At 68.7% G+C, this 2,292-nt stretch carries 4 protein-coding genes; all 4 read right to left on the bottom strand.

The features are described from left to right. On the bottom strand, window positions 1-272 hold a 272-nt coding region (locus tag VGT00_13430), incomplete at its 3' end, for a DivIVA domain-containing protein (GenBank protein ID HEV8532414.1). Between the two features lie 20 nt (window positions 273-292). Further along, window positions 293-556, bottom strand: a complete 264-nt coding sequence (locus tag VGT00_13425; GenBank protein HEV8532413.1) for a YggT family protein — start codon at window positions 554-556, stop codon at window positions 293-295. 4 nt (window positions 557-560) lie between these two features. Then, complete coding sequence (gene proC, locus VGT00_13420; GenBank protein ID HEV8532412.1) at window positions 561-1,373, bottom strand: pyrroline-5-carboxylate reductase; 813 nt, start codon at window positions 1,371-1,373, stop codon at window positions 561-563. A gap of 2 nt (window positions 1,374-1,375) precedes the next feature. Further along, on the bottom strand, window positions 1,376-2,071 hold the full coding sequence (locus VGT00_13415; protein ID HEV8532411.1) for a YggS family pyridoxal phosphate-dependent enzyme: 696 nt from the start codon (window positions 2,069-2,071) through the stop codon (window positions 1,376-1,378). Window positions 2,072-2,292: the final 221 nt, after the last annotated feature.

Raw genomic sequence — 2,292 nt, 5'->3', positions numbered from 1 at the left:
CTCGCCTCGCGGCGCGCGTTCTCCTTCATCTCCTCCACGAGCCGCTGCGTGGTCATCAGGGTCTCCTGCAGCACCTTCTCTCGCTCCTCGAGGCCGCGCGTGCGCTCCTCGAGCGCCTGCAGCTGCTCCTTGAGCAGCGAGTTCTCCTTGAGGAGCGCCTCGTAGTCCGAGGCCAGATCCTCCAGGAAGGTGTCCACCTCCTGGGTGTCGAAGCCGCGGAACATCTTCACGGTGAATTGCTGCTGGCGGATGTCCATCGGTGTGATGCGCACAGTCGCCTCCTGTACTTCCGCTAGAGCAGCAAGGCCAGCAAGACGCGGGGAATCACGTACTCGATCACGACCAGGACGATGAGGGGCGAGATGTCGAGGCCGCCGAGCTTCTCGGGGGGCACGAGCCCCCGCACCGGCCGCAGCACCGGCTCGGTCACCCGCCGCAGGAACTGGACGATGGGATTGTAGGGATTGGGCTGCACCCAGGTGATGAGGGCCGCCGCGATGATGATGAAGGAGTAGATATGCAGCAGGTTCATGAGGAGGTTGATCAGTCCGAGCATCGGCTCAGGTCGCCCCCAGCTCCTTCGAGCGCTGGGTGGCACGCTCGACGGCGCTGATGAAGGTGCTCCGCACCCCGCCCTCCTCGAGAGCGGAGATGCCCGCGATGGTCGTGCCGCCAGGCGAGGAGACCATGTCCTTGAGCTGGCCCGGATGCGCGCCCGTCTCCAGGATGAGCCGCGCCGAGCCCAGCACGGTCTGCGTGGCCAGGGTCATGGCGGTGGCGCGGTCGAGCCCCATCTTGACGCCGCCGTCGGCCAGCGACTCGATGACGATGGCGACATAGGCCGGGCCCGAGCCTGAGAGGCCGGTGACGGCGTCCATGGCGCCCTCCTCCAGGACCACCACCTTGCCCACGGCGCCGAAGAGCTCCTGGGCCGCTTCGAGGTCGCCGGGCTCGAGGCCGTCGGCCCGCGCGATCGCCGTCACCCCCTCGAGCACGAGGGCCGGCGTGTTGGGCATGACACGGATGAGCCGCGCGGGCTTGCCCAGATGCTCGCGGAGCTTCCGGGTGGCCACTCCGGCCGCGATTGAGATCAGGAGCTTGCCGCCGTCCACCACCGCCGCGATCTCCTTGAGGACGGCGGCCATGATCTGGGGCTTGACGGCGAGGATGATGACGTCGGCGCCCCGCACGAGCGCCACATTGTCCTTGACGTGCTGGATGCCGTACTGCTTGGCGATGTCCGCAAGACGATCGGCCCGCGCGTCGGAGGCAGAGATAGCCGTGGCGGGCACCAGACCCGCCTGGGTCAAGCCCTTGATGAGCGCCTCGCCCATATTGCCGGCCCCGAGGAAGGCCACGCGCTTGCCCTTGATGCTCACGCCCCGCCCTCCGTGACGGCGGCCCGGGGCGACCGCGGGCCGAAGATGGCGGTGCCCACGCGCACCATGGTCGCCCCTTCCTCGATGGCGACCTCGAAATCGCCGCTCATGCCCATGGAGCAGTGCTCGAGCCCGACGGCATCTCGCAGCTCGCGGAGCCGCCGGAACCACCGGCGCGACGCCTCGAGGGAGTCGGTGGCGGGCGGGATGCACATGAGCCCGCGCACCTCGAGGCTCTTGAGGCCGGTGATCGCATCCAGCAGCCGCTTCAGCTCGGCCGGATGCGCGCCGCCCTTCTGGGGCTCCTCGCCGACATTCACCTGGACGAGCACGCGCACGACGCGCTCGGCCTGATGGGCGCGGCGATCGAGCTCCTGGGCCAGCTCTACGCGATCCACCGACTGGATCCAGTCGAAGAGGCGTGCGGCGTCCTTGGCCTTGTTGGTCTGGAGGGATCCGATCAGATGCCAGGGCACCGAGCGGCCGACCCGTTCGATCTTGTCCTTGGCCTCCTGGACGCGATTCTCACCGAGGGCGGGGACGCCCGCCGCGATGGCGAGCCGGATGCGCTCGATCTCGACGGTCTTGGACACTCCGATAAGGAGGACGTCGCCGGGCTTGCGGCCCGAGCGCGCGCAGGCCGCGGCGACCCGCTCTTGTGCCGCTTGAAGACTGGCGCGAATGTCGAGCATGAAGGCCTGTCAGGCTGGCCGATTCTAGCACGCGCGGGCTCCGCCCTACCTGGCGAGCTCACCGGGAGGCGTCATTGGCCTCCCTCCGCGAAAGGCTACGGCGTGGCCGTCAGCGGAAGGGCGGCGATGGATACTAGTCGCCCCTTGTCCCCTCGGCGATACGAGTAGAAGAGATCGTCCCGGCAGCCGGTGCACAGGCGCGGATTGGCGATGCGGTCACC

It is taken from the genome of Candidatus Methylomirabilota bacterium, assembly GCA_036002485.1.
GTDB lineage: Bacteria > Methylomirabilota > Methylomirabilia > Rokubacteriales > CSP1-6 > AR37.
The sequence above is the reverse complement of the archived record's forward strand: the minus strand, read 5'-3'. Positions and strand labels throughout refer to the sequence as shown.

Coding starts and splice junctions, on each gene's coding strand:
- VGT00_13425 (HEV8532413.1), bottom strand. CDS start 556: ATGCTCGGACTGATCAACCTCCTCATGAACCTGCTGCATATCTACTCC.
- VGT00_13415 (HEV8532411.1), bottom strand. CDS start 2,071: ATGCTCGACATTCGCGCCAGTCTTCAAGCGGCACAAGAGCGGGTCGCC.